Source organism: Streptomyces sp. T12 (assembly GCF_028736035.1).
GTDB lineage: Bacteria > Actinomycetota > Actinomycetes > Streptomycetales > Streptomycetaceae > Streptomyces.
Window position 1 is genome coordinate 8,373,500 of the sequence record NZ_CP117866.1, and the last position, 23,369, is coordinate 8,396,868.

Sequence of the window (23,369 nt, forward strand, 5' to 3'; positions counted from 1 at the left end):
GCGGGTGGATGGGATCCTCCTCGGGTCCGGCCAGGTCCGGGTTCGGCTCTGGCTCGCAGTTTGGCTCTTGCCCGTCGCGAATGTATCAACCACCATGGTCGACAATGAATAGTGATTTGAACCAAACCTCGGCAACCTCGCCGGCCTCGGCGTACGTCGTCGGCCTGGACGCCGGAGGCACCCGCACCCGCGCCGTGCTGGCACCCGTGCGCGCCGGCGATCCCGAGGGCGAGGGCGTCGGCGGGCCGGGCAACGCCCTGACCGTCCCCGGCCCGCAGCTCACCGAGCACCTCGTCGAGGCCCTCGGGCACGCCGTGCCGGAAGGGCTGCGCAGCCGTGTCGTGGCCGTGGCGGGCGGGTTCGCGGGCGCCTCGCGCACCGCTCCGGACGAGCCGGGCCGGGTCAAGGCGCACGCCGCGCTCACCGTCGCGCTGAGCCGGCTGGGCATCGGCGCCGCCTCGGTCGAGATCCACAGCGACATCGAGGCCGCGTTCGCCTCCGCGCCCGGCCACCCCGCCGACGGCCTCGCCCTGGTGGCCGGCACCGGCGCGGTCGCGGCGCGGATCACCGCGCGCGCGTGCACGACGACCGCCGGCGGCGACGGCTGGCTGCTCGGGGACGACGGCAGCGGCTTCTGGATCGGGCGCGAGGCGGCACGGGTGGTGCTGCGCATGGCCGACGGACGAGGCGGGCCCACGGCCCTGGCCGCGTCGGTCGGGCGGGCACTGGGGGTGCCGGAGGACGTCCTGCCGGGAGGGGCTCCGGGCCCGTACGGCGAAGAGTCCTGGACGCGGGCCCGGCGTGAGGCCTACCGCATGCACCTGCTGCCCGCCGTCATGGACCGTCCGCCGGTCCACCTGGCCCAGCTCGCCCCGCTGGTCGCCGAGGCCGCCCGGCACAAGGACGTCGCCGCGGAGGCGATCCTCGCCGCGGCCGCCGACCACCTCACCGACACGGTCCGCGCCCTCGGCCCCCGCCCCGGTGAGCGCATCGTCGCGACCGGCGGCCTGCTCGGACCGGACGGCCCCCTCACCGACCCCCTCACCGCCCGGCTCCGGCCTCTCGGCCTCACCCTCGACTGGGTGGCGGACGGCTCCCGAGGCGCCGTAGCCCTCGCCCGACTGGGGTACGACGGATGAGGGGCTTCGCCGCGCGGCGGCACCGCGCCGACCTCCCGCCCACCCCGCTCTACCGGGACCCCGCCGCCCCCGTGGACGCCCGGGTCCGCGACCTTCTCTCCCGGATGACCCTGCGCGAGAAGGTCGGCCAGCTCAACCAGCGGATGTACGGCTGGAACGCCTACCGCCGCACCCCCGACGGCGCCTTCGAACTCACCGAGTCCCTGTACGCCGAGACCGACCGCTTCGAGGGACTCGGCGCCCTGTACGGCCTCCAGCGCGCCGACGCCTGGTCCGGCGTCGACCACACCAACGGACCCGGCGCCGAGGACGGCGCGGCCCTCGCCGACCTGGTGCAGCGGCATGTGGTCGAGCGCAGCCGGCTCGGCATACCGGCGCTGTTCGTCGAGGAGGTGCCGCACGGGCTGATGGCCCTCGACGGCACGGTCCTCCCGGTCAATCTGGCCGTCGGCGCCACCTGGGATCCCGACCTGTACGAGCGTGCGGCCGCCCATTCCGCCGCCGAACTGAGGGCTCGCGGCGGGCATGTCGCCCTGGTCTCGGCGCTCGACATCGCCCGCGACCCACGCTGGGGCCGCACCGAGGAGTGCTTCGGGGAGGACCCGTACCTCGCCGCCTGCTTCACGGAGGCCGTCGTACGCGGCATGCAGGGCGAGCCCGCCGAGTTCTTCGCCGCCGACAAGGCCCCCGTCGTCCTCAAGCACTTCGCCGGACAGGGCGCCACCGTCGGCGGCCGCAACTCCGCCGAGTCCGAGCTGGGCCTGCGGGAACTGCACGAGATCCACCTGCCCGCCGCCCGCGCCGGCGTCCGCGCCGGGGCCGCCGCCGTCATGGCCGCCTACAACGAGGTCGACGGGATGCCCTGCTCCGGCAACCGGGCCCTGCTCACCGAACTCCTCAGGGACCGCTGGGGATTCGAGGGGCTGGTCATGGCCGATGGTCTCGCAGTGGACCGACTGGCCCGTATCACCGGCGACAAGGTGTCCGCCGGTGCCCTCGCGCTCAACTCCGGTGTCGATCTGAGCCTTTGGGACGAGGGCTTCACGCATCTGGCGGAGGCGGTCGAGCGGGGGCTGGTGGCCGAGGAGGTCATCGACACCGCCGTCGCCCGCGTCCTGCGCCTCAAGTTCCGGCTGGGACTGTTCGACCGGCAGGGCGCCACGACTCCCTTCCCGGCTCATGGCCGGGAGGTGAGCACCCTCGTCGCCCGAGCCGCGGTCACCCTCCTCCACAACGACGGCGGGGTCCTGCCCCTGTCGGCGGCCGTCCTCCGTGTCGCTGTCCTCGGTCCCCAATCCGCCACCGCCGCACACCAGTTGGGCGACTACACTGCGCCGCAACGCCCCGGCACGGGAGTGAGCGTGCTCGACGGGCTACGGCGCCTCGCCCCGCCCGGCCTCGACATCCGCCACGCCCCCGGCTGCGCCCTCACCGGCGACGACCTCTCCGGCATCCCCGAGGCGGTTGCGGCAGCCGCCGCCTCCGACCTGGCCGTGGTGGTGCTGGGCGGCAGCAGCGCGCGTACCCCCGGCACGGAGTTCGACGCCAACGGGGCCGCGCGGACCGTCGTTACCGAGATGACCTGCGGTGAGGGTGTCGATCTGGCCGCACTGCGGCTGGGGAAGGCCCAGTACGCCCTGCTGGACGCCGTCACCGCGACCGGGACGCCGACCGTGGTCGTGCTGATCCAGGGCCGACCGCATGTCGTGCCCGCCACCGGAGCCGCCCTGCTCACCGCCTGGTACCCGGGCCCGTGGGGCGGCGAGGCGATCGCCGAGGTGCTGCTCGGGCTCGCCGAACCCGTCGGCCGACTGCCGGTCTCGGTACCGCGCTCCGCGGCCCAGCTCCCCGTCTACTACAACCACAAGGACACCGAGTACGGCGGCTATGTGGACGAGGACGCCGCGCCGCTCTACTCCTTCGGGCACGGGCTCTCGTACACGAGCTTCGCGTACGGTCCACCGCGGCTGTCCGGGCACACGGTCGAGGCTGACATCACCAACACGGGTCAGCGCCCGGGCCGTTCCGTCGCCCAGCTGTATCTGCGCCGTCTGCGGACCCCCGTGTGGCCGCGCACGCTGGAACTGCGGGGCTTGCGGGCCGTCGACCTGGCGCCGGGCGAGACCCGCACGGTCACGTTCCCGCTCGGCGCCGACCTGCCCGGCCGGGGCACGGTGGTCGAGTTCCGCGTGGCGGAGTCGGCGCGGGCGGCACTGACCGCCGTACCGACTCAGAGCTTCACGGCCCCCGAGGACACTCCCTTGTAGAACCACCGCTGCGTGATCACGAACAGCACCAGCACCGGAATCACCGAGATCACCGACCCCGCCATCACCAGCCGCTGGTCGTACCCGAACGACGACGTCTGCAGCCGGGCCAGACCCAGCGTCAGCGTGAATTGCTCCTCGGAGCGCAGCACGATCAGCGGCCACAGGAAGTCGTCCCAGGCGCTGATGAAGGTGTTGATGGTGACGACCAGGATCGCGCCGTAGGCGGAGGGCAGGTAGAGGTGGCGGAATCGCTTCCACTCGCCCGCCCCGTCCAGCATCGCCGCGTCCTCGATCTCGCGCGGGACGGACAGGAACGCCGCCCGCATGATGAGGACGTTGATCGCGGCGACGAAGCCGGGCAGCCAGACGCCGACGAGGTTGTCGACCAGGCCCATGTCACGGACGCTGAGGAACAGCGACACCATGATCGACTCGAAGGGGAACATCATGGACGCCATCAGCAGCACCCAGACCAGCCCCCGGCCCTTCCAGCCGGGCTTGGAGAGCATGTAGCCGGCCATGGTGGAGAAGGCGAGCTGGCTGGCGATCGAGATGATCGCGACGAACAGGCTGTTCCTGATGTACGTCCACACCGGCACCTGGTCGAAGACCTGCTCGTAGGCCCGCAGGGTCGGGTGGTGCGGGATCAGGGAGGCGCCCGCGCCGAAGACGTCCTCGCCGGCACCCTTGAGCGACGACAGCACCTGCCAGACCAGGGGGCCGACGGTGATGAACAGGACGAAGACCAACAGCGCGTAGCGGAGGACGAGTTCGCGGGGACGGCCGTAGTCGCGCCAGCGCGGCAGCAGGCGCCGGCGCCGCACCTCGGGCGGCGCCGGCGTCATGCCCTCGGAAGCGGTCGTCATGCCTCGTCCTCCTTCGTCAGGCGCTGGGCGAGCAGCGTGAGGCCCAGGGTGAGTGCGAACAGGGCGACGCTGACCGCCGCGCCGTAGCCGGCGTTGCCGGTGAGCGGGTCGAGGCCGACGTCCCGGATGTAGAAGGGGAGCGTACGGTCGGCGCCGCCCGGGCCGCCGGTGGCGCCGCCGAGCATGTAGATCTCGGTGAAGACGCGCAGCGAGCCGATGCCGGTGAGGGTGCCGACCAGCATCATCGACGTGCGTACGCCGGGCACGGTGACGTGCCAGAAGCGGCGGACCGCGCCGGCGCCGTCCACGGCGGCCGCCTCGTGCAGTTCCTTGGGGACGTTCCCGAGCGCGGCCAGGTAGAAGATCATGTACCAGCCGAGGCCCTTCCACAGCGTCAGGCCCATCGCCGACAGCAGGATCAGCCAGGAGTCGGACAGGAAGGGGATGGCGTCCCGGATGATGTGTGCCTTCTGCAGCCAGGTGTTGACCAGGCCCTGGTCGCTCAGCAGCCACTGCCAGCTCAGGCCCACGACCACGCTGGAGGCGAGGACGGGGGTGTAGAAGGCGGAGCGGAAGAAGCCGATGCCCGGGAGGTTCTTCTCGACCAGGATGGCGAGCAGCAGCGGCAGCAGCACCATCAGCGGGACCACGATCAGCGCGTACAGCAGGCTGTTGCGGGTGGCCAGCCAGAAGTCGGAGTCGGAGAGCATCCGGCGGTAGTTGTCCAGGCCCACCAGGTCGTACGCGCCGCCCAGCGGCTTGGCGTCGGTGAAGGACACCAGGATCGTGTTGAGGAACGGGAACACCCCGAACACCGTCGTGCCGACGATCGCCGGGAGCATCCACAGCCAGGGCAGCCACCAGCGGCGGTAGAGCGCCGCGCCCCCCGCGTCCGCCGTCGGGCCGGGCGTCACGCGGCGCAGGACGCGACGCAGCAGCCCCGGCGCAGGCGGCGCGGGGGAGGCGCCGGGGCGCGGGGCGCCCGCCCCCGGGGGAGCGGGGACGGGCGCCTTGTCCAGTGCGGAGCGCTGATCCATCGTCAGCTGCCCTGCTCGATCAGCTCGTTGGCCTTGGACTGCGCTTCGTTCAGCGCGTCCTGGGCGCTCTTCTTGCCCTGCATGGCCAGCTGGATCTGGGCGACGATCGCGTTCAGCTCGCCCGGGGTGAGGGCGATTTCGTCGGCTGTCGCGGTCTTGCGGTCACTGGCGACGATCTTGCGGGCCTCGGCGAAGGGGTCGGTGCCCTTGACCGACTGGAAGAACGGGTCGTCCAGCGAGGCGGTGGTGGAGGGGAAGATGACGACGTTCGGGTCCTTCGCCCACGCCAGCTGGTTCTCGGCGTTGGTCAGGAACTGCGCGAAGGCCAGTGCGGTCGCCGCGTGCTTGCTGGTGGAGGCGACGCCGATGTACTGCGGGGCTCCGACGGTGTGGCCGAGGGCGTCCAGCGTGAAGGGGGCGACGCCCGTCTTCTTGTAGACGGTCGGGTTGTTCTGCTGGATGAAGCGCAGGAAGTTGGGGTTGGTCGGGCCGTAGACGAGCTTGCCCTGGCCGTAGACGTTGGCCGGGTCCTGGGTGGAGGAGAGGGAGTCCCTCGGCATCGCACCCGCCTTGTAGAGCCTCGTCATGCCCTCGACCCACTGCACGGTCTTCGGGTCGTCGGCGAAGGTGAACTTCTTGCCGTCCTCGGACAGCACCTTGATGTCCATCTGCTGCCAGTCGGCGGGGATGCGGAGTTGGGGGTTGGCGAGGAAGGCGAAGTACTTGCCGTCGGAGGCCTTGGCGATCTTCTCGGCGTCGTCGAACAGCCCGAGGACGGTCGTCGGAGGTTTGGCCGGATCCAGGCCCGCCTTCTTCACCAGGTCGGTGTTGAAGGTCTGCACGATGCCGCCGGAGTACCAGGGCAGCACGCTGTGCACCTCGGTGCCGTCGGCCTGGGCGTAGGTGCTCGACTTCCACATCGACTCGCTGAACGGCTTGCCCGCGTCCGGGGCCTTGTCGTCGAGGTTCAGCAGATAGCCGTTCTTCGTCAGCGCCACCGCCGTGTTGACGTTGATGTTCACCACGTCCGGCAGCGTGCAGCCCTGCGCGTCGGCGACCAGGCGCTGGGTGAAGGTGGCGTCGCCGGGGTCGTCGATCCACTTGACCTTCGTGTCCGGGTGCTGCTTCTCGAAGGCGGCGATGACGCCGTTGAAGTAGTCGCCGAAGTCTTTCTTCAGGTTGGTCGTCTGGAAGGTGATGTCGCCCTTGACGTCCCCGGAGAGCGCACCGGACCCGACGTTCGCCTTGTCGACCTTGCAGCCGCCGGCCGTGGCCTCGCCGTCGTCGGAGCCGCCGGAGAGGCCGCAGCCGGCGGCCGCGAGTGCCAGGGCGAGGAAACATGCCAGGGATCCGGGAAGTCTGCTTGCGCGCATGGGTGCCCTCCTGCGGCCGATCTGGGCGGCCGGGTTTCGCTGGTTCAAATCACCAACTTGGACGCTGATTGATGAAAAGGTGGACCAGAATTCATCGGAGGTCAATGGGTTGCCGTGTTGCTTTTACGTTCCGGTCAGTGACGGTGCTCGTGGTCCGGGTGGGACGGGTCGCCCGGATGCTCGTGCCCCGGGGCGAACTCCACGCCGCTGCGCGCCTGGTCCAGCCAGCCGAAGAAGGCCCGCTGACCGAGCGCCTGCCGCAACTCGCGCACGATGCCCTCGCGGGCCTGCTCGTACGGCAGGAAGTCCGTCGGCGCGGCGGTGGCGCCGAAGGGGTCGACGCCGAGCCGGAGCGCGTCCGGGGTGAGGAAGCGGTCCCGGTTGCGCTCGTAGTAGTCGCGTACGGCTGCCTCGGGGACGTGTTGCTCGCTCTCCAGCTCGGCGAGCAGCAGGCGTGCGGCCGGGGAGTGGGCGAGGGCGACCGCGACGATGCTGCCGAGGTCGGCGACGTCGCGCTCCGCGGGGTGGGCCGTGATGTGCCCGCCCTTGTCCGCGGCGCCGTCGTGGCTGGTCGTACCCACGCGGCGGAGCCGCACATCGACACCGCCCGCGCTCCTCGACGGCGCTGCCGGACCGCCTTCCGGCGGCTCCAGCCCGCGCTCCGCGCAAGCCCGTCGGGCCAGCTCGTCGGTCACCACCACCTGTGTCGCCCAGCGTCGCCGCTGCCGCTCGGCCCGAGCGAGGGCTTCGGGGCGGGTCTCACGATCACGCGGAGGGACCGCCTCAAGGAAGGCGTCCACGCGTTCCTTGGGGACCTCCTCGCCGTGCACGCGAGCCGCGTATTCCCCCGTCATGGCGTCACCTCCAGCTCCACGGCCTCCGTATACGCCACGCAGCCGTGCCAGCCCACCTTCGCCATCAGCCAGTACGACCCCGGCGGCATCGCCGCGCCGTCCACCTCGATCACGGACTCCAGCTGCTCGCCGCCGGCCACGGTGAAGCCCTGGTGGCCGGGGGTCACGCCCGCCCAGGTCCCCCATGAGGAGACGGCCCACAGCGTGCCGCTGATCGGCCCCCGGGTTCTGTTGCGCAGGGTCACGGGGACCCGGGCCCGTTCGCCCCGGCGTACGGTGAGCCGTTCAACTCCCAGCTCTGTCACGAGCGTTGGGCCCTTGTGTCCATCCAGCCCATCCAGCACATCCAGCGCCACGACGTCCTCGTACGTCTGCCCGCCGTACGACAACCGAGCTGCCAGCCAGTGCCGCCCGGGCTCTGGGTCGGGCGGCGGTGTCACCGTGGCCTCGGTGAGCGTGAACCCGCCGGGGCCGAGCGCGTACGGCAGCTCGGCCGGCTCGACGGACCAGCCGGGCGGGACGTGCAGGCTCACCGTGCCCGACACCGGTGCGTCGGTCAGTTCCGAGCTCACCCGGACCGTCGCCGTGACCGGGCCGTCGGCGACGGTGAGCGTGGTCGGCGAGAGGTACACCGCGACCGGCATGTTGCCGCGCGGGGCGGGGCCGCAGTTGTGGAGCCAGTAGCGGGTGGGGACGGGCTGGGCGGGTTCGTGGGCGGCGACGCCGGGACCGGGTGTCGTGTCCGACTCGGTGTCGGCGAGCACGGTGGCCACCTCGAAGCCGGTCAGGTCGAGGTCGAGTGCCCCCTGAGCGTCCGGCGTCAGCGGCTCCCCGCGCCGCTCCAGCACGTCCGCCCGGGCGCCGTCCGTCCACTCCCGCGGCCCGCGCACCCGCGCCCGCACCGGCCGTCCGTTCACCTCATGTACCCGTACGACGACCCCGCGTCCCGGATCGGCCGCCGCCACGCTGCCCCGCGCGAGCGGCGACCCGGCCGGCTTGAGCGCGTCGAGCAGCACCTCACCGGCGGGCTCCAGGCCCAGCAGTGCGGTCTTCCTCGGCAGTACGGCATCCTCGGCCGCCGTCCGCCGCACCCGCCCCGTCAGCGGATGGTTGAACGCATGCCCGGCCTGCGGCAGCCGCAGCTCCCGCCAGTCGCCCGCGCCCGCGACCACGGCGTACTCGAACGTGTGGGACCAGCGCTGGAGCTGGAAGGCCGAGCCGTCGGGCGCCGTACGCCGGGGCGGGTCCACCCAGATGCCGGACGGCCAGCCCGTGCAGGAGCGCATCAGGGACATGTAGAGGTCGCCCGAGGAGGTCACCACACAGCCCGGCGTCCCCCGGTTCAGGACCGCGAAGCTGCGGCCGTCCCACGCGTCCCCGGGCGGCAGGGCCTCCCCGCCGCCCGCCGCCGTGGCCCGCAGCACCGCGTCGTCCAGGTCGGCGATCAGCGCGTCCACGGCTTTGGCGTCGTCCTCGGGGCGGGCGCCCGCCACCACGAGCAGCGGCAGTCGCTCCAGGTCGCGCAGGTCGGCGCCGGGCACCCACTCCTCCCGCAGCGAGGCGCGCGGCGCGACCCAGACGGCGGCCACGCCCTGCTCGGCGAGCTGTCGGCGGAGCTCCCGCCCGGCCGCCGGGTCCCAGCCGAGGGCCTCGGCGACCACGGAGTTGCGCTCGGGCGCGCCGACCGCGATCCGGATGTCGGGCAGGTTGGAGTCGACCTCCAGGTCGCCGTAGCGCGGTCCCCCGGCGATCGTCGAGGTCGCCGTCACGCCCACGCGCACCAGGGCCGCCGCGAGCGCGCTGCCCAGCTCACCGGCGTCGTCCCAGGACGCGTACACCAACTCGGCGACACCGATGGACCGTTCGCCCAGCGGCCTGCCGGAGCCGTCGGCGACCGCGACCCGCGCGGTGGATCCCAGCCCGAACCACGTGTTGGCCGGATTGTCCAGCGTCCACGGGAACCGTTCGCTGTCCACCTCCACGAACCCGAAGCCGCGCCCGATCACCGCGTCGGCCACCTCGTGCACCGGCAGCCCGCCCCGCACGTCGGAGGGCCAGCGGACCCGGATGAGGCGGTCGGCGCCGTCGTAGCCGTCGAGGGTGGTCGTGAGGTCGAGGCGGTCGACGCCCTTCCACAGGGTCAGCCGCTGGGTGTAGCGGAACAGGCCGAGGTCGGCGCGGACGGTGATGCGTGATCCGGCGGGGGAGTGCTCGACATCGATGTCGGCCGTGACGTCCCGGCTGCGGGCGGCGGTCGTGCCGGTGGGGGTGAGGTGCCAGGGGCCCTCCCCGAAGCGCGGGTGCCGTGCGTATTCCTCCTGTACGACCAGCTCGTTGCCGATGTCGCCGGGGCGCAGCAGTTGCCGGCCGCCTTCGGAGAGGGCCCGCAGACTGCTGACGGCGCCGCCGCGCGCGGGGTCGACCGTCACCTCGTAGAACTCGTTGCGGATGGTGGTGCCCTCGTCTCGCGTCCACTCGGGGACGGTCCCCTCGGCGAGCGGGAGCGCCTTGAGGCCCATGCCCGGCACCTGAGGTACGACGACGCGCAGTTCGCCGTCCTCCCGTACGGCGGGCAGGGGCAGCCCGGTGTCGTCCAGCGGTACGAGCCCCGCGTCCTCGACCGCCAGCACGTCCTGCCGCTCCCAGGTCGCGGCGTTGAACACCACCAAGTCCGGTGCGTCGCCAGGTAGTTGGGCGACCTTGCTCGCCAAGGCGTCGGTCGCGTCGGCGTGCACGGTCTCGGCGAGGTCGTACAACTCCCGCCAGCCGGTGAGCAGATCGATATAGACCTGGTCGGACTCCGAGCCGGTGATGGCGTCGTGATGGGCGCCGTAGATCAGCTGCCGCCAGGCCTTGTCGAGCGCCGCGTCCGGATACGGGTGCCCGGTCACCAGCGAGGCGAGCGTCGCCCAGGCCTCCGCGTCGGCGAGCAGCGTCTCGCCGTACCGCTGGGCCTGCTTGGTGTCGATGTAGGAGACGTCCTTGCCGGTGTAGATCGGGTTCATGTCCCGCGTCTGCGGCGAGGCCTTGCGGCCCTCCGACTCCAGCTCCGCGCGGACGGCCGCGAAGAAGTCCCGGGGGATGCCGCTGACGAAACGCGGCCAGACGTAGCGGGCGTTCCAGTCCCGGTGGATGTCCATCACCCAGCGGCACGGCGGCGCGTAGTCACCGCCGACCGGGAGCAGCACATTGCGGGTGAGCGCGACCTGCTTGAGCCCCTTGAACAGCTTGAGCGCGGCCGCCTCCGCCTCCGGCAGGGTCGGCGCGTTGTCGATCGCCCAGCCGGCGCCGTAGTGGTTGACCATGTACGCGGTGAGGATGCCGCGCCCCGAGGGGGCGATCCAGTCGAACTCCGCCGGGAACTGCATCCGCTGCGGATCCCGCGGCTCCTCACCGAAGACGGAGAGGGTGGGGCCCCACTGGTGGAAGGGCCCGCGCGCCCATGAACTCGACGTGACCCCCGCGTCCGCCATCAGCCCGGGGAACTGCGGATCGTGCCCGAACGCGTCCAACTGCCAGGCCGTCTGAGGAGACGCACCGATGATCCCGCGCTGGAAGCCGTCGCCGTACAGGGCGTTGCGTACGGTCGCCTCGGCGCCGGTGAGGTTGGTGTTCGGCTCGTTGTAGGTGCCGCCCATGATCTCCACGCGGCCGGTGCGGATCAGCTGGCGCAGGAAGGCGCGCTCCTCCGGGAAGGCGTCCCAGTAGGGCTTGAGGTAGTCGACCTCGGCGAGCACGAAGGTGTACGCCGCATCGCGCCGCGCCAGATCGCAGTGCGCCCGCACCAGGCTCATGCCGGACTGGCCGCGCGAGTCGAAGGTGCGGGCGGGCAGGCCGGTGGTGGCGGGGTCGTCGGCGACGTCCCAGGTCTCGGTGTAGGCGCCCTGGGTGTTCCACCACACGGGGTCGTAGTGGAAGTGGCTGACCATGAACATCGTCCAGCCGGGTTCGGCGGCCGTGAACGCGGCGGAGTGCTCCGCGGTCCGCCCCGGGTCGTCGGCGTCCTCGGCCGTGACCCTGACATGCGTACGGTCGCCGGGGGCCAGGTCGGTCGTCACCGGTATCTCGGCGCGTACGGTGCCGTCGTCCCCCGCGGTCGCCTCGGCGGAGCCGTGGACACCGGGTCCCTCGACGGTGAGCCGGACCGCCCGGCCGGGGGCATGGCCGATCTCGACGGCCACCACCTGGTGCGGCTGGTCCTCGGTACCGACGAAAAGGTCGGTCGACTCGACAGAGATGACGCGCATGGGGCTCCTACGAGTGCTCGTGGGGAGCCCCATCCTGGCATCGAGGGGATGATTCAAACAACCACCTTCATGTTTCTCAGGTGGTTGAGCCATACATGGCCGACCGGGCTCAGCGAGTCCGGCGGTTCTTCACCGCGTGCTGCGGGGTGATGTGGTCCGTCAGCGCGAGCGAGGCGCTGGCGCGCTGGTAGGAGACCTGGCCGACCCGGACGTAGAGACAGTCGACGATCATCAGGACGGAGTGCCGGCCGCCGATGCTGCCGGTGCGGAAGCTGGTCTCCGAGGTGGCCGAGATGAGCCGGATGTCGGCTGCCTTGGCCAGCGGTGAGCGCGGGTCGGTGGTGATGGCGATGGTGGTGGCGCCCCGCTCCTTGGCCATCTCGAACGGTTCGAGGGTCTCGCGGGTGGCACCCGAGTGGGAGATGCCGATGGCCACGTCGGCCGGGGTGAGCAGGGCCGCGGAGGTGGCCGCCCCGTGTACCTCGGTCCAGCCGCGGACCTGGCAGCCGATGCGGAACAGCCGGGTCTCCGTCTCCTGGGCCACCGCGCCGCTGCCGCCGACGCCGTACACGTCGATACGGCGGGCGCGGGCCAGGGCCTGGGCCGCGCGTTCCAGCGCGTCGAGGTCGATCCGCTCGATGGTCTGCTGGATGGCGCGCAGGTCCGCGCTGCCGACGACCTGCACGACCCGTTCGAGGCTGTCGTCGGGGGAGATGTCGGGCCCGATCTCGGCGGTGCCCCAGTCGGAGACCTCGCCGCGGCCGCGCTCCTGGGCCAGCTCGATCAGCAGATGCTGGTAGGAGTCGAGCCCGATGGCCCGGCAGAAGCGGGTCACCGTCGCCTGGGAGGTGCCGGTGCGGCGCCCCAGTTCGGCGGCCGAGCAGTGGGTGACGGCGGCCGGATCCTCCAGGATCAGCTCGCCGACCTTCCGCAGGGAGCCGGCCAGCCGGGGCAGTTCGGTGCGGATCAGTGTGGTGACGTCCGTCGGGGGCATGGGAAGAAGGTACCAGCCACCGTTTGCCCCGCAGGATGAATACCAGGACCGAGAACGCGGCCGTATCGCACCTGCGCTCATTGCCCGTGCCGTCCAGTATGTGATTTATTGATTCATCGATGTAGTAGTACGGGGTGGTTCAATCCACCAGTGGGGAGTGACGCGTGTCCGACGACTCTGTGAGCGCCCAGCGCTTCGCGCGCGAGAGCATGGCCGTCCTCGACCGCATTGCCGAGTCCGCCCGCGACGATGTGGCGCGCGCCGCCGAGCTGATCGCCGGCTGTGTGCGCGCGGACGGCGTGATCCAGGCCTTCGGCACCGGCCACTCCCAGGCCATCGTCCTCGAACTCGCCGGACGGGCGGGCGGGTTGGTGCCCACGAACCGGTTGAGCATCGCCGACCTCGTCCTGTACGGCGGCGACTCCCCGAGCGTCCTGGACGACCCGCTCCTGGAGCGCCGGGCCGGGGTGGCGGCCCGGCTCTACGAGCTCGCCGCACCGCGCCCCCAGGACCTCTTCGTCGTGATCTCCAACTCCGGCGTCAACAACGTCATCGTGGAGATGGCCCTGCAGGCCAAGGAGCACGGCCACCGCGTCCTCGCCCTCACCTCCCTCACCCACACCCGCGCCGTCCCCGCCGGACACCCCAGCGGCAAGAAGCTCGTCGACCTCGCCGACGTCGTCCTCGACAACGCGGCCCCGCGCGGCGACGCGCTGCTGGAGTTTCCGGGCGGCGGCGCGGTGTGCGCCCTGTCCACGCTGACCGGCGTGATGCTCGTCCAGATGGCCGTGGCCGAGGCCTCCGCCCAGCTCCTGGCGGCCGGGGAGCGACCGCCGGTGTACGTCTCGGCCAATGTGCCGGGCGGCTTCGAGGGCAACCTGGAGCTGGAGAAGCGGTACGCCGGACGGATCCGGCGCACCGCGAGCTGATCACTCCACGGGGACCGGCGTCAGCGCCACCGCCAGCGGATAGGCGCCCGTCTTCAGGGGTGCCCCGGTGGTGCCCGACGCGGTGTCGACCGGTACCAGGGCGTTGCCGTCCGCGGTGGTGACGTAGGCCGTGCGGCCGTTCCAGTCCAGGCCGACGTCGAACGCGGACCTGCCGACCGTGACCTCGGCGCCGGTGGCACCGGTCACCGTGTCGACCGGCGTGACGTAGTCCCCGGTACTGGGGCTGACCCACAGCGTCCGCCCGTCCGGTGACAGACCCAGCCCGTAGGCCTGGCCCGTGACCAGCAGCGTCGGCTCGGTGTCGTTCGACGCCGTGTCGATCGGAGTCACCGTCGAGCCACCGGAGTTGGACACGTACACCGTCCTCCCGTCCGGCGCCGCGACGACGTTGAAGGGGCGGGGACCGACGGGAATGGCCTTGCCGGCCCGTGCGGTGGTGAGGTCGACGGGGCTGACCGTGTTGTCGTGGATGTTGGCCACGTACAGGGTCCTGCCGTCGGGGGTGATCGCCATGTTCTCGGGTCCGTCGCCGACCGGGACGGGCGTGCCGGTTCTCAGCGTGCCGGTGTCGATCGACTGCACCGTGCCGTCCGTGTAGTTGGCGACCCAGAGCGTGCCGCCGTCCGGGGTGAGCGCGAGACCGGCGGGGACCTTGCCGACGGCGACCGTGGCGGTGACCGCGCCGCCGGCCACATCGATCACGCTGACCGTGTTCGAGCCCTGGTTGGCGGCGTACGCGGTACGCCCGTCCGCGCTCACGACGACCTCGCCGGGGTTGTTGCCGACCGCGATGTCCTTGGTCGTGCCGGTGGCGAGGTCGAGGGAACTCACCGACGCGCCACTGAAGTCGGCGGTCAGCGCACGGGGAGTGCCCGTGCCGTCGGTGACCTGCACGGGGAGTGCGCGATCGAGGAGGCCGGTGCCGGAGACCACCACGGAGTGGACGCCCTCCGTCTTGCCCGTGAGGGTGACGGTGACCGATGCCGGGGTGGTCGCCGTGCCCTCGGCGGGCGTGGCGGTGACGCCGTCGGGCACGTCGAGCTTCCAGGTGACGGTCTTGGCCCGCGCGTCGGACAGGTCGAGGGTGACCGTGGCGGAGGCCCCGGGCTCCAGCGACAGCGAGCTGGGGGTGAAGGAGGCGTCGATGCCGGGGTCGGGTGCGTTCTCCAGCATCGTCGTGTAGAGGAACTGGTCCATCACGCCCGGGGAGACCTGCTCGGGTACGGCGTCCAGTTCCTTGCGCTCGCCCCTCAGCTCGTTCCAGTACCTGGTGACGGCTTCGGTGTCCCCGTCCTTGTGAGCCAGCAGCAGGTCCACGGCGGTTTCGCCTGCCCCGCCGTAGCGGCCGAGCTTGTCGAGCCAGGCGGAGGTCTCGTCCAGGAAGCCGGGGTTGTCGAGGCGGGCGCGCAATTGGGCCGGGGTGGCGGCCATGTCGGTGAAGTAGCTCTTGAGCGCGGCGGCGGCTCGATCGAGGCCGCTGCCGTTCTCGTAGGCCTTGCGGAAGGCGGTGATCAGCCGGGTGAGGGTCGGGGATTCGGTCGGGTCGAGCTGGGAGGAGTAGTTGTTCTCGGCGAAGATCCGCAGCCATTTTGCGGCGGCGGACCCTGCGAGATCCCGTACGGACGCTAGGAAGGCGGCCCGCGGGTCGTACGCGTCGGGGTTCCACAGATAGGCGGCGGAGGTGAACAGCGCGATCCGGCTGGCCTCGCCCTGGACCATCGGGTTGGCGGTCACACCGGCCGACGCGCCTGCCACTGCGGGCGCGCGGCCGGTGTAGGGGCCGAGCAGGAGACGGCTGGTGACGTAGTCGTTGACCGGGTAGTTGTCCCAGATCAGGATCGGGTGGCCGTACACCTCGCGCGCGCGTGCCACCTGATCGGCGGTGATGGTCGGCGCGATCACCCCGACGCCGGTCCACTCGACGACCACGGACGGGTCGAGCTGCTCCCGCAGCGCCTTCTTGTACGGGGAGTCGGCGAGGTCGGAGTACTCGGTGGGGACCATCTCCAGCGGTTGGAGGTCCATGGGGGTCCCCCCGCTCGAGCGAAGTCGGGAGTGGGGGTGCTCGGCGGTGAACCGCTCCCACACGGTGTTGAGCAGATGCGCCTGGGCCGCGCCCGCCGCGCCCCCGCCCGTCCCGAACTTCTCCTCGTCGGCGGCGCAGTTCCACTTGGTGTAGCTGATGTCGTCTAGCGGGATCGCGAAGGAGCGGACGCCGATGTCGTACAGCGAGTCGAACTTGGCGGTGAGCGCCTTGATGTCGGCGCCGGAGGAGTAGCAGACGGAGAGCCCGGGGGAGAGGGCGTAGGTGAAACGGACGTGGTTGGCGCGGGCCCGGTCGACCAGTTCCTTCAGCTTGGCCAGCTCGGCGGGCGGGTACTCGTCGCGCCAGCGGGCGCGGAGGTAGTCGTCGTCCTTGGGGGAGTAGACGTAGACGTTCTGTTTCGTCCGGCCGTAGAAGTCCAGTTGGGCGAGGCGCTCGGCGTGCGACCACGGGGTGCCGTAGAAGCCCTCGATGACGCCGCGCAGGCCGGCCGTGGGCCAGTCGCGGACGGTCAGCGCGGGAACCCGGCCCCCGGTGGCGAGTTGGCGCAGGGTCTGGGCCGCGTAGAAGGTGCCCGCGGGGTCGACGCCGGAGAGGGCGACGAGGGCGCGGCCGTGGGAGCGTCCGGAGGCGAGGGTGTAACCGCCGGAGGGCAGCCCGGCGGGCGACTCGGCGTGGAGTTTGCGCAACGCCGCCCCCGTGGCGGTGTTCTCGCCGGGGCCGCCGACATAGACCGTGAGGCCGGAGGCAGGCGGCTTCTCGCCCGCGTTCACGGTGACGATGCGCTCGGCGCCGGCATCGCGCAGCACGGATTCGACGAGGTGTCGGGCGGAGGGGTCGGTCCCCGGACCGACGACTTCAACGACCCTGTCCGGAACGGTGAGTCGGCCCGCGCCGGTGTGCATGCTCTTGGGGGTCGGCCATACCTGCGGGGTTCGGGTGGGGGGCTCGGGGGCGGCGGCTGCGGTCGGTGCGGCCGGTGCGCACAGGCCGAGGGTCAGCAGCAGGGCGGCGGTGGCCGATATGACCGGGCGCCGTGGACGTCTGACACGAGGGGGTGGAAGCACAGGTCCTCCCGGGGTGAATGTATCCACCGGGAGATGCTAGGGATGCTGAATGCTTCATTCAATGGCGCCGGAACATACGCCCCGGCGCAGATGGGCGCACACTGGAAGAGTGCTGTCGGTGCTCAAGGGGGTGTCGACATGGCTGCGTCGAAATGCACGAGGGTGCGGCTGTGGCGGTGGCGGCGGAGTCCGCTGCGGCGGCGCAGTGACCTCATCGAGGCCTGGGTCGTGCTGTGCGGCTGGGTGTTCGCGCTGGTCGCCGCCCTGTTCGCGGGCCTGGCGGCGGCGGACGCGGTCGTGCACTCGGCGCAGGAGCAGCGGGCCCAGAGCCACAAGGTCACGGCCGTACTCGTGAAGGACGCCGAGGATCCGGGGCCCTCGCGGGTCACCACCGACCATCTCGTGTGGGCCACCGTCCGCTGGACCGAACCGGACGGCTCGACCCGCACGGACGAGGCACGCGTACCGCCGAAGGCGCAGGCGGGCAGCAAGGTCGAGGTGTGGGCCGACCGCCACGGCGCCATCGCCAACGAGCCGCTGTCCGAGAGCGAGCTGGTGCTGCACTCGATCGCCGGAGGCGTCCTGGCCGGTGCGGCCACCGCCGGCATCGTGCTGGGGTCCACCTGGGTGGTACGGCTGGGTCTGGAGCGGCGGCGGCTGGAGCAGTGGGCCGCGGAGTGGGAGCGGATGGACACGCCGTGGGGGTGGAAGACGGGTTGATGCGGCGGCCCACGGCGGCCCACTGCCTTGCTTGTGTTCCGGGCTTGTGTTCCGGCAGGACTGCTTGCCTTCCGTCAGCCCGCCGACGGGCTCGGGGCCGGGGACGCGGTGTTGAGGTCCTGCAGGCCCTTGGGGATGGGGAGGGTGAGGACCGGGGTGCCCGGCTGCGGCGGGGGCGGCGTGGTCTGGTCCTGGGGGAGCTTCGGCGGGGTGGTCTGCTGGAAGTTGTTCGCGTCGAAGTTCACCAGGCCGGTCTTCTCCAGGACCGTCATGTGGTCGAGCACGGTGTCGTTCGCCTGGTCGGCCAGCTGACGGACCAGCGTGTTCTGGGTGTTGGCCCGGATCTTGGCGACCACCGGGAAGATCTGGCCGTGGGTCACCCGCATGATGGCGGTGGCCGTGGCGTCGAACTCCTTGCCGGTCTTGGAGTCCGCGGTCGCCACGAACTGCTGCTGCTGCGGGCTCGCCTGGTTGGGCAGGGTGATGCCCAGTTCGGGTGCGATCTTGCGGCAGGTCTCGTCGAGTCGGCCGTGTCCGACGACCAGGTGCTGGCCGGCCTCCTTCATGGCCGCGGTCGTGCCCTTCTGCATCGCGATCAGCCCGAGCGGGTGCTCCCACAGCCCCGCCGCGCGGACCTTGACGACGAAGTCCCGGTCGGCTTCGGTCAGCGGCCCGTAGCGGGTGTTGGCGATGACGCGGTCCTGCGAGGCGGACGTGGTCTCCACGCCGAGCATGGCGGGGTAGGCGAGGGCGGAGAGGGTGAGTACGAGGGCGCCTCCCACGAAGACGGTTCCTACCATGCGGCGCGAGATGGGCATCGTGCCTAGCCTCCTGACGTGAGCTGCTCGGTCCCCAGGAGGTACGTAGGGAAAGCGCGAAACAATCACCGGTGCAGGCAAAAAGTTAGGGGCCCGCTGTGCGTCGTGCGTCACGTTCGGGTCTCAGCGCAGGTGGCGCTCGAAGAAGGCCGTGGATCAGCGGCGGCTCGGTGCCCCCCGCCCCACCGCCAAGGGAATCCATTGTGATGCGCATCACAGTAGGGCTAGGGTGATAGCGCCTGGGGAAGCCCACAGGGCCGCGGGTCGAGCGGCGGCGCGCGTGACCGGGCCGGCTCCGGGTGAGGGAAGTGATCCCTTTGACCGTGGCCTGGGACGACATCGGCGGGCTCGTCGATGCCCACGAACGCTTCCTCGCCGGCTCACTGGTCGAGTCGGACGTCCGGGACTCGGTGCTCGATTCGTGGAAGCGATGCCGCTCCGTCGGGCTCGAGCCACACCGGCTGCTGGTCCGCTACACCGCTGACGTGGCACTGGACGACCGGTTGCTGCGCGCTGTCGACCCGGTTCTGAAGGGCCTGGCCGCCTCGCTCGCCGACGTGGGGATGACCATCGCCCTGTGCGACGGACAGGGCCGGATGGTCCAGCGGCTCGGCGGTGGCCGGCAGCTGAGCGAGCGCCTCGACGCGGTGCAGTTCGCGCCCGGGTTCGACGCCTCGGAAGCGGTCGTGGGCACCAACGGTGTCGGCACCGCCCTCGCCGAGCGCGGTCCGGTCTATGTCGCCGGCCGGGAGCACTTCGCCGACTGCCTGCAGCCCTTCGCCTGTGCGGGCGCGCCCGTCCGGGACCCGTTCAGCGGGCGTATCGAGGCCGTCCTCGACCTCACCTGCCTGCGCGACCAGGGCGACCCGGTCATGGTGCGGATGGTCCGTGACGCCGCCCGGGACATCGAGGGCCGGCTGCTGGAGCAGGCCACCCAGCGGGAACGTGCGCTCATCGCCGCGTACCGGCGGGCCGACGGCTACGCGCGGGGTTGGCCGAAGCAGCCCGCGGCGCAGCCGTTCGGCCACGACGTCGACCCTCTCGGCTCTCTCGGCCGGATCGATCTGGCGGTGCTGCGCGAGCGGGCCGAGGAACTCATCGCCTCACCGCGGCGCACCTTCGCCGAGGTCACCCTGCCCAGCGGGCGGACCGCCACCCTGTTGCGCCGGCAGGTCAGGGGAGCGGCGGGGGAGACCGGCGTCGCCGTCGAGGCCCGCGTCCTCGGCGGCCCACGGCTGCGTCACGTCCGTCCGGCACCTTCGGTCGCGCAGCCCCTGGCCGCATCGGCGGTACAGGGCACGCTCGGCTCGGCCGTCGGGGCCGTCGGGGCCGCGCAGGCCGTCCAGGCCATGCCGGTCGCGCTGGTCGCGCCGCCCGCCTCCGACGAGCCCGCACCGCCACCGCCCCGACCCCAGTCCGAGCCGGAGTCCACCAAGCCACCCCCCGTGCCGGAATCAGCCACAGCACCGCCCGCCACGACGCGCACCGTCGTCCCCACCCCCGCCGGACCGCCCTCTCACGCCCCCACCCCGACCGGACCGGACGGCGAGAGTGCCGGCGCCGAAGGGTGGCTGCTTCTCGTCGGTGAGCCCGGGGTCGGCCGGCTCGCCGTTCTGGCGCGGCGCCGGCTGGAGCTGCTGCACGACGCGAGTGTCCGGATCGGCACCACCCTGGATGTCACCCGCACCGCGGAGGAGCTCGCCGAGGTGACCGTCCCCCGGTTCGCCGACTTCGTCGCCGTCGACCTGCCCGACTCCGTGCTGAGAGGCGAGGAACCGGAGGCTCTCGGCGGTGGTACGGCGCTGCGCCGGGTGGCCATCCGCGCCGTACGCAAGGAGCCCCACAAGCTGTACGACGTCGGCGACCTGGTCGAGTACGTCCCGTCCACGCCGCAGGCCCGCTGTCTGGAGACCCGGCGGTCCGTGCTCGAACCCGTCCTGGCCGACGCGGGCGGCTGGATCGCGCAGGACCCGGCACGGCTGGAACGGGTGCTGGCGGCGGGCATCCACTCCCTGATCACCGTGCCGTTGCGGGCGCGGGGCACGACCCTCGGCGTGGTCAGCTTCTACCGCTCACTGCGGCCCGCCGCCTTCGAGGACGACGACCTGTCCCTGGCGCAGGAGTTGTCCGGCCGCGCGGCGATCTGCATCGACAACGCCCGCCGCTACACCCGCGAGCACAACACCGCCCTCACCCTGCAGCGCAGCCTGCTGCCGCGGGGCCGTTCCGAGCAGAGCGCCGTGGAGGTCGCCTACCGCTACCTGCCGGCGCAGGCCGGCGTCGGCGGCGACTGGTTCGACGTCATCCCGCTGTCCGGCGCCCGCGTCGCACTGGTCGTCGGCGACGTCGTCGGGCACGGCCTGCACGCCGCGGCCACGATGGGCCGGCTGCGCACGGCGGTCCACAACTTCTGCGCGCTCGACATGCCGCCCGAAGACCTGCTCACCCACCTCGACGACCTGGTCGGCCGGCTCGACCGCGGCGAGGGCTGGGCGGCGGAGAACACCCCCGACTCCGGCATCGTCGGCGCGACCTGTCTGTACGCCGTCTACGACCCGGTGTCCCGGCGCTGCACCCTCACCCGCGCCGGGCACCCCCTGCCCGCGGTCGTCGCCCCCGACGGCACGGTCGAGTTCGTCGACCTGCCCTCCGCGCCTCCCCTGGGGCTCGGCGGCATGCCCTTCGAGACGATCGAGCTGGAGCTGGCCGAGGGCAGCCAGCTCGTGCTCTACACCGACGGTCTGGTCGAGGACCGGCATCGCGACATCGACGCCGGCCTGGACCAGCTGCGCACCGTCCTGGCCGGCGTCGGCCGTCCGCCGGAGGAGACCTGCGAGGCCGTTCTCGACGCCCTGCTCCCGACCCGGCCCGGCGACGACGTCGCCCTGCTCGTCGCCCGCACCCACACGCTGGGTGCCGACCGCGTGGCCCAGTGGGACCTGCCCAGCGACCCGGCGGTCGTCTCCCGCTCCCGCGCGGCGGTCACCGACCGGCTCGCCGCGTGGGACCTGGACGACCTGGCCTTCAGCACCGAACTGATCGCCAGCGAACTGGTCACCAACGCCATCCGCCACGCCGTCGGCCCCGTCCAGCTGCGCCTGCTCCGCGACCGCGCCCTGATCTGCGAGGTCTCCGACGGCAGCAGCACCTCGCCGCGCCTGCGCCGGGCCCGCAGCACGGACGAGGGCGGCCGCGGTCTGTTCCTCGTCGCCCAGCTCACCGAGCGCTGGGGAACGCGCTACACGCCCAACGGCAAGATCATTTGGACGGAGCAGCCGCTGCCGTGACCGGCAGCCCCGGCCCGGAGCAGCGCACGTCGGCCGCGGGCACCGTCCCGTCCACGAGATAGGCGGCGACGGCCCCGTCCACGCACGCGTTGCCGCGGCTGGCGAACACGCCGTGCGAGTAGTCGTCGTCGAGGGTGACCAGACGGGAGCCGGGCAGCACCTCCCGCAGTCGGCGGGCGCCTTCGATCGGGGTCACCGGGTCGTGCGCGGATGCGACGAGCAGGACGGGCGGGGCGGCCGGGCTGCCCAGGGCGGTGCGGTGGTTCGGGCGGTGGTGCCAGTACGCGCAGGCCGACGCCTCCAGGCCGGTCAGGACCGGCTGCGGGTCGACCCGTCGTATGCGCCGTATGTCCGCCACGACCTCCCGGGGCGTCGGTCCCGGACCGTCCGCGCACTTCACGATCCGGTTGGCCGCCTCGTAGTTGCGGGATTCCGGGCTGTCGAGGGCGGACGCGGGGCGCAGGCCGTCCGGGCTGCCGTCGGTCAGATAGGTGCGCAGCCCGTCGGCCAGGCCCGCCCAGCGCTCGGTGCGGCCCAGGGCGCGGTAGACGGCGCGGTCGAACTCCGCCGGGCCGAAGCCGTTCACCGGCCGGGCGGCGAGACCTTGGCGTACGCGCAGATACGACCGCCGTACGTCATCCGCGCCGGCGCCCAGCCCGAAGCGCTCCGCGTGCTCGGCGGTCCAGGCGAAGAAGGTGTCACGGGCGTGCAGCATCGCGCGGCTCTGGATCACGTCGAAGTCGTGCCAGTCCCACGGGCCGACCACGCTGTCCAGCACCATGCGGCCGACCCGGTGCGGAAAGCGTGCGGCGTAGGCCGCGCCCAGGTAACTGCCGTACGAGATGCCGAGGAAGCCGGCCCGTGGCTCGCCCAGCGCGGCGCGGATCGCGTCCATGTCGGAGGCCGTCTGCTCGGTGGACAGGTACGGCAGCGCCTCCGTACCCGCGCCCGCCGCGCAGTCGTCGGCCATGTCCCGTTGTGACGCGAGGTACGTCCGCTCGGCGCGCGGGGTCGTCGGCACCGGGTCCGCTCCCGGAGCGGCGAACAGGCCGCCCATCGCACCGCAGTCCACCGGCGCGCTGTGGCCGACGCCGCGCGGGTCGAAGCCGATGACGTCGTACGAACGCCGCACGCTCGCGGGGAGCTTGGCCCGCTTGGTCACCGCGTAGGGGAGCCCGGAGCCGCCCGGGCCACCGGGGTTCACCAGCAGGATGCCGCGCCGCTCGGCCGGGGTGCCGGAGGCGGGGACGCGGGAGACGGCGATCTCGATGCGCGGGCCGGACGGGCGCTCCCGGTCCAGCGGGACGGTGAGGCGCCCGCATTCCACGCGGTCCGGCGCGGGCGGCTTCGGTACGGAGTCCGGGCAGGCGCCGAAGGTGAGGGCCTGTGAACAAACCCCCGTCGTCCGCCCGAAGGGCGGGCGCTGCGGCGTCCGGTGCGTGCGACCGCAAGGCGCCGGAGCGCCCTCGTGGCGGAGCCACGTGGGTGGTTCGGCAACGCGGCTGGGGGTCCCCCCTCTGGGGGAGTGCGTGCCGGGCGTCGCAGCGCAGGCGGGGGTTTGTTCACAGGCCCTGGGGGAGGCCGACGCGCGGGCGGGGGCGGCCGTGGGGAGGAGGGCGGCCGCGGCCACGAGGGCGCACAGCAGGGCAGTGGGGCGGGGCAGAACGGACAAGGTCTCTCCGACTCTCCGAAGGCTGGGTAAG

The 23,369-nt window shown here is 72.3% G+C and carries 14 protein-coding genes; 5 read left to right on the forward strand and 9 right to left on the reverse strand.

Annotated elements, in window-relative coordinates:
• The first annotated feature begins 116 nt into the window (after positions 1-116).
• The gene (locus PBV52_RS37605) at positions 117-1,139 is read left to right on the forward strand and encodes an N-acetylglucosamine kinase (RefSeq protein WP_274244803.1); all 1,023 of its coding nucleotides are present in this window, start codon (positions 117-119) and stop codon (positions 1,137-1,139) included.
• Complete coding sequence (locus PBV52_RS37610; RefSeq protein ID WP_274244805.1) at positions 1,136-3,406, forward strand: glycoside hydrolase family 3 N-terminal domain-containing protein; 2,271 nt, start codon at positions 1,136-1,138, stop codon at positions 3,404-3,406. Before PBV52_RS37605 ends, PBV52_RS37610 begins: the two co-directional genes overlap by 4 nt.
• Here the strand turns inward: PBV52_RS37610 and PBV52_RS37615 are convergent.
• The 6 genes from PBV52_RS37615 to PBV52_RS37640 all read right to left on the reverse strand — a co-directional run bounded on the left by PBV52_RS37615 (position 3,370) and on the right by PBV52_RS37640 (position 12,780).
• Positions 3,370-4,275, reverse strand: coding sequence for a carbohydrate ABC transporter permease (locus PBV52_RS37615; protein ID WP_373921956.1), 906 nt, complete (start codon positions 4,273-4,275; stop codon positions 3,370-3,372). The genes PBV52_RS37610 and PBV52_RS37615 overlap by 37 nt on opposite strands.
• The gene (locus PBV52_RS37620; RefSeq protein WP_274244806.1) at positions 4,272-5,312 is read right to left on the reverse strand and encodes a carbohydrate ABC transporter permease; all 1,041 of its coding nucleotides are present in this window, start codon (positions 5,310-5,312) and stop codon (positions 4,272-4,274) included. The genes PBV52_RS37615 and PBV52_RS37620 overlap by 4 nt, the downstream gene beginning before the upstream one ends.
• Positions 5,313-5,314: 2 nt before the next feature.
• The gene (locus PBV52_RS37625; protein WP_274244808.1) at positions 5,315-6,685 is read right to left on the reverse strand and encodes an extracellular solute-binding protein; all 1,371 of its coding nucleotides are present in this window, start codon (positions 6,683-6,685) and stop codon (positions 5,315-5,317) included.
• 134 nt (positions 6,686-6,819) lie between these two features.
• The gene (locus PBV52_RS37630) at positions 6,820-7,539 is read right to left on the reverse strand and encodes a peptidyl-prolyl cis-trans isomerase (RefSeq protein ID WP_274244809.1); all 720 of its coding nucleotides are present in this window, start codon (positions 7,537-7,539) and stop codon (positions 6,820-6,822) included.
• Entirely contained in the window at positions 7,536-11,786 is a 4,251-nt protein-coding gene (locus PBV52_RS37635) for an NEW3 domain-containing protein (protein WP_274244811.1), read from the reverse strand. Before PBV52_RS37635 ends, PBV52_RS37630 begins: the two co-directional genes overlap by 4 nt.
• A 109-nt stretch (positions 11,787-11,895) precedes the next feature.
• Entirely contained in the window at positions 11,896-12,780 is an 885-nt protein-coding gene (locus tag PBV52_RS37640; RefSeq protein WP_128431084.1) for a MurR/RpiR family transcriptional regulator, read from the reverse strand.
• A 164-nt stretch (positions 12,781-12,944) separates the two neighbouring features.
• Between PBV52_RS37640 and PBV52_RS37645 the strand changes: the two genes are divergently transcribed.
• A complete protein-coding gene (locus PBV52_RS37645) occupies positions 12,945-13,709 on the forward strand; it encodes an SIS domain-containing protein (protein ID WP_274244815.1) in 765 nt (254 codons plus the stop codon).
• Here the strand turns inward: PBV52_RS37645 and PBV52_RS37650 are convergent, their stop codons facing one another.
• A complete protein-coding gene (locus PBV52_RS37650) occupies positions 13,710-16,778 on the reverse strand; it encodes a beta-N-acetylglucosaminidase domain-containing protein (RefSeq protein WP_274249826.1) in 3,069 nt (1,022 codons plus the stop codon).
• Between the two features lie 201 nt (positions 16,779-16,979).
• On the opposite strand from PBV52_RS37650, the gene PBV52_RS37655 reads away from it, so the two are divergent.
• Positions 16,980-17,561 carry a hypothetical protein gene (locus PBV52_RS37655; RefSeq protein ID WP_274244817.1) on the forward strand — a complete coding sequence of 194 codons (582 nt, stop codon included), beginning with the start codon at positions 16,980-16,982 and terminating at the stop codon, positions 17,559-17,561.
• Between the two features lie 74 nt (positions 17,562-17,635).
• Here PBV52_RS37655 and PBV52_RS37660 read toward each other — a convergent pair whose 3' ends face one another.
• On the reverse strand, positions 17,636-18,379 hold the full coding sequence (locus PBV52_RS37660) for a DUF4142 domain-containing protein (protein ID WP_274244819.1): 744 nt from the start codon (positions 18,377-18,379) through the stop codon (positions 17,636-17,638).
• Positions 18,380-18,687: 308 nt separating this feature from the next.
• On the opposite strand from PBV52_RS37660, the gene PBV52_RS37665 reads away from it, so the two are divergent.
• Positions 18,688-21,666, forward strand: coding sequence for a SpoIIE family protein phosphatase (locus PBV52_RS37665; RefSeq protein ID WP_274244821.1), 2,979 nt, complete (start codon positions 18,688-18,690; stop codon positions 21,664-21,666).
• On the opposite strand, the gene PBV52_RS37670 is transcribed toward PBV52_RS37665, so the two are convergent.
• Positions 21,638-22,993 (reverse strand): alpha/beta hydrolase, encoded by a 1,356-nt coding sequence (locus tag PBV52_RS37670; RefSeq protein WP_274244823.1) that lies wholly within the window; start codon positions 22,991-22,993, stop codon positions 21,638-21,640. The genes PBV52_RS37665 and PBV52_RS37670 overlap by 29 nt on opposite strands.
• Positions 22,994-23,369 lie beyond the last annotated feature (376 nt).

Excerpts from the sequence above, each read along its gene's own strand:
- PBV52_RS37625 (WP_274244808.1), bottom strand. The coding sequence starts at position 6,685 with ATGCGCGCAAGCAGACTTCCCGGATCCCTGGCATGTTTCCTCGCCCTG.
- PBV52_RS37655 (WP_274244817.1), top strand. The coding sequence starts at position 16,980 with ATGGCTGCGTCGAAATGCACGAGGGTGCGGCTGTGGCGGTGGCGGCGG.
- PBV52_RS37615 (WP_373921956.1), bottom strand. The coding sequence starts at position 4,275 with ATGACGACCGCTTCCGAGGGCATGACGCCGGCGCCGCCCGAGGTGCGG.
- PBV52_RS37640 (WP_128431084.1), bottom strand. The coding sequence starts at position 12,780 with ATGCCCCCGACGGACGTCACCACACTGATCCGCACCGAACTGCCCCGG.
- PBV52_RS37620 (WP_274244806.1), bottom strand. The coding sequence starts at position 5,312 with ATGGATCAGCGCTCCGCACTGGACAAGGCGCCCGTCCCCGCTCCCCCG.
- PBV52_RS37635 (WP_274244811.1), bottom strand. The coding sequence starts at position 11,786 with ATGCGCGTCATCTCTGTCGAGTCGACCGACCTTTTCGTCGGTACCGAG.
- PBV52_RS37610 (WP_274244805.1), top strand. The coding sequence starts at position 1,136 with ATGAGGGGCTTCGCCGCGCGGCGGCACCGCGCCGACCTCCCGCCCACC.
- PBV52_RS37660 (WP_274244819.1), bottom strand. The coding sequence starts at position 18,379 with ATGCCCATCTCGCGCCGCATGGTAGGAACCGTCTTCGTGGGAGGCGCC.
- PBV52_RS37630 (WP_274244809.1), bottom strand. The coding sequence starts at position 7,539 with ATGACGGGGGAATACGCGGCTCGCGTGCACGGCGAGGAGGTCCCCAAG.